The sequence below is a fragment of the Micromonospora deserti genome, from assembly GCF_003236335.1.
In the GTDB taxonomy this organism is placed as follows: domain Bacteria; phylum Actinomycetota; class Actinomycetes; order Mycobacteriales; family Micromonosporaceae; genus Micromonospora; species Micromonospora deserti.
Genome location: NZ_POUB01000463.1, coordinates 1 through 2,349 on the forward strand (window position 1 = coordinate 1; position 2,349 = coordinate 2,349).

At 78.2% G+C, this 2,349-nt stretch carries 2 protein-coding genes and 1 pseudogene; all 3 read right to left on the bottom strand.

The window, feature by feature from the left end; all coding sequences use genetic code 11:
* Positions 1 to 1,003: phage late control D family protein (locus tag C1I99_RS31155; protein ID WP_199562463.1), on the bottom strand; the 1,003-nt coding region annotated here is incomplete at its 3' end.
* Positions 1,000 to 1,752, bottom strand: a complete 753-nt coding sequence (locus C1I99_RS31160) for a CIS tube protein (protein ID WP_111137716.1) — start codon at positions 1,750 to 1,752, stop codon at positions 1,000 to 1,002. The genes C1I99_RS31160 and C1I99_RS31155, both read right to left, overlap by 4 nt.
* Positions 1,752 to 2,349, bottom strand: a pseudogene (locus C1I99_RS31165) (hypothetical protein); the annotation flags it as partial. The gene C1I99_RS31160 and the pseudogene C1I99_RS31165, both read right to left, overlap by 1 nt.

Consider the following 2,349-nt stretch of genomic DNA (forward strand, 5'->3'; position numbering starts at 1 on the left):
GGGGAGGGGCGGTGGAGAACCGGGTGAGGTGCCCGTTCCCGTCGACCGTGTGCACCACCTCGGTCAGCACGTACGCCCCCTGCACCGCCGCCGGGACGCCGGTCAGCGCGACCCGCCGGCCGGGGCGCAGCACCGGGTCCCCCGCGGCCACCCCCTCCGCGGTGACCAGGGCGGCGACCCGGGCGTCCAGCCGCGCCTGGGCGAGCGCGGCCAGCTCGTCGTCGCTGCGGCCGGGTTGGTCCACCGCGGTGCGGGCCCCGTCGGCGCCCACGTCGGCCGGGTCGGGGTCGCCGGCGATGCGCCGGCCGCTGCGCGGGGTGGCCGCCTGCTGCCGGATCGGCTCGGCCCGCTGCGGGTGCCAGCCCAGCGCCGAGCTGCCACCGGCGGCGGCGTCCAGGTTGGTGGACAGCCGCAGCGAGTGCACGTCCCGGCCCAGCGCCAGCTCGACCGGTTCGCCGTACCCCTCCAGCGTCACCAGGCGCAGCCGGTCACCGTCGGCGGCCAGGTGCAGCCCGGCCCGGCCGGTCACCTCGCACAGCAGCTCCAGGTCGCTGTGCCGGTGCTGGGCGAGCCGGTCCAGCCGGGGGCCGTCGGCTTCGGCCACCACCGTCCATCCCAGGTCGGCGCAGAGTTCGCGGGCCAGGTCGGCGGCGGTCACCGATTCGAGGACGCGCAGCCGCTGCCGCTTGCGCAGCCGGTGCAGCGCGTCGTACCCGCGCACCCGCAGCAGAGCGGCGCCGTCGGCGGCGTACTCGACCTCCACGCAGGTGACCTCGCCCGCGAAGAGTGCCTCCGGGTGACCGTCGAGCCGGACTTCGAGGGCGGCGCCCGCGCGCACCGGCGGGGTGAGCGCGCCGGCGCCGGGCGCGGTGGTCAGCGCTACCTCGCACTGAGTGGGCTGGTCGAGCCGGCCGGCGACCCGGGCGGAGACCAGCCGCCGGGTCGCCGCGTCGGGCAGCGGTACGCCGTCGACCAGCACGGTGAGCGCACGGGGTGCGGTCACGACACACCCCCCGGTGTGGGCGTTGCCGGCGGCGGGCTCCCGGCCGGCGGCACGGCCAGCGGGGTGCCCGGCGGCACGGCGAGCGGGTCGGTGATCCGGTTGTGCTCGGCCAGCAGCCGCCACCGCAGCGGCGAGCCCAGCGCGTCGTGGGCAAGCAGGTCGAACCGTACGCCCGAATAGCCTGGCGCGGCGGCGCCGTCGCCCGCGGCCACCACCGCGCTGCCGGGCGCGGCGGCCGGGGTGCCCGCGGCGGCCAGTTCCTCCGCGAAGCCCTCCCGCGCCCGGTCAGCCGTCTCCGCCACCCGGACCAGCTTCAACCGCAGCCAGGAGCGGCGTGGCGAGCCGGTGACCGTGAAGGCGTCGAACCGCTCGGCCACGGCGACGATCACCCCGGGCACGTTCCAGGTCTTGCCCCACACCAGCCGGACCAGCGGCGGCCGGAGCCAGCCGTGCTCGGCGGCCGAGTTTTCGGCGAGCATCCACAACGGCCGGGTGAGCGCCCGGACGTCCGCCGGCCGGACCTGGCCGTCGGCGAAGTCCACGTCGAAGAGCAGGTCGAGGACGAGTTCGGTGCGGCCGCCGCCGGTGAAGACCAGCGGGTCGTCGGCGAGCCCGGCGCCGGTGAGCTGCCCGCCCGCGGCGCCCCGGGGGCGTACCCCGGCCAGCCGGGTGACCTGCACGGTCTCCGGGTTGAGCAGGCAGTCCACCCGCTCGCCGGTGGCATCGATGAGGAAGGCGACCCGCTCCATCAGCCACCCGCCTGTTCCCGGTCCAGCCGGCTGAGGTGCTCGCGGTCGAGTGCGCCGGCGGGTACCGACCACAGTGCGGCGTCGTCGGGCAGCGCCGGCCAGGGCCGCACCCGGTCGGCCGCACTCTCCCACCGGGGTACGCCGGCGGCCGGCGCGCTCGCGAGCTCGTCGGGGAGCGCGGGCCAGGGTGGAACCGCCTCCGCGGCGACCCCTCGCTGGCCGCCCGGACCGCCGCCGGCCTGTCGAGCTGATGTCGCAGACGATTCGGCCGCCAGCGGAGGAACGCCCGGCCATCCGGTCGACTCGTCGTGCCGGCCGGCCGCCTGCCGGCGTGCCTCCGCTGCCTGCCGCATCCGACCCGGGCCGGCCCACCCCGCGCCCCGGCGTTCCACGTCGCCGGCGGTGCCGTGCCCCGCGCCGGCGGCCGTGCCGTGCCCCGTGCCGCCGGCGGTGCCGTGCCCCGTGCCACCGGATCCGGCGCGCTGCCGCCCGGCATCGGCACCACCACTCACCGCGCCCGCCGGGCCGACCACAGTAGACCTCGGTTGGGAACGGCCCCGATGGGGGCCGACGTCGGCCAGGATCTCGGGCGTGGGG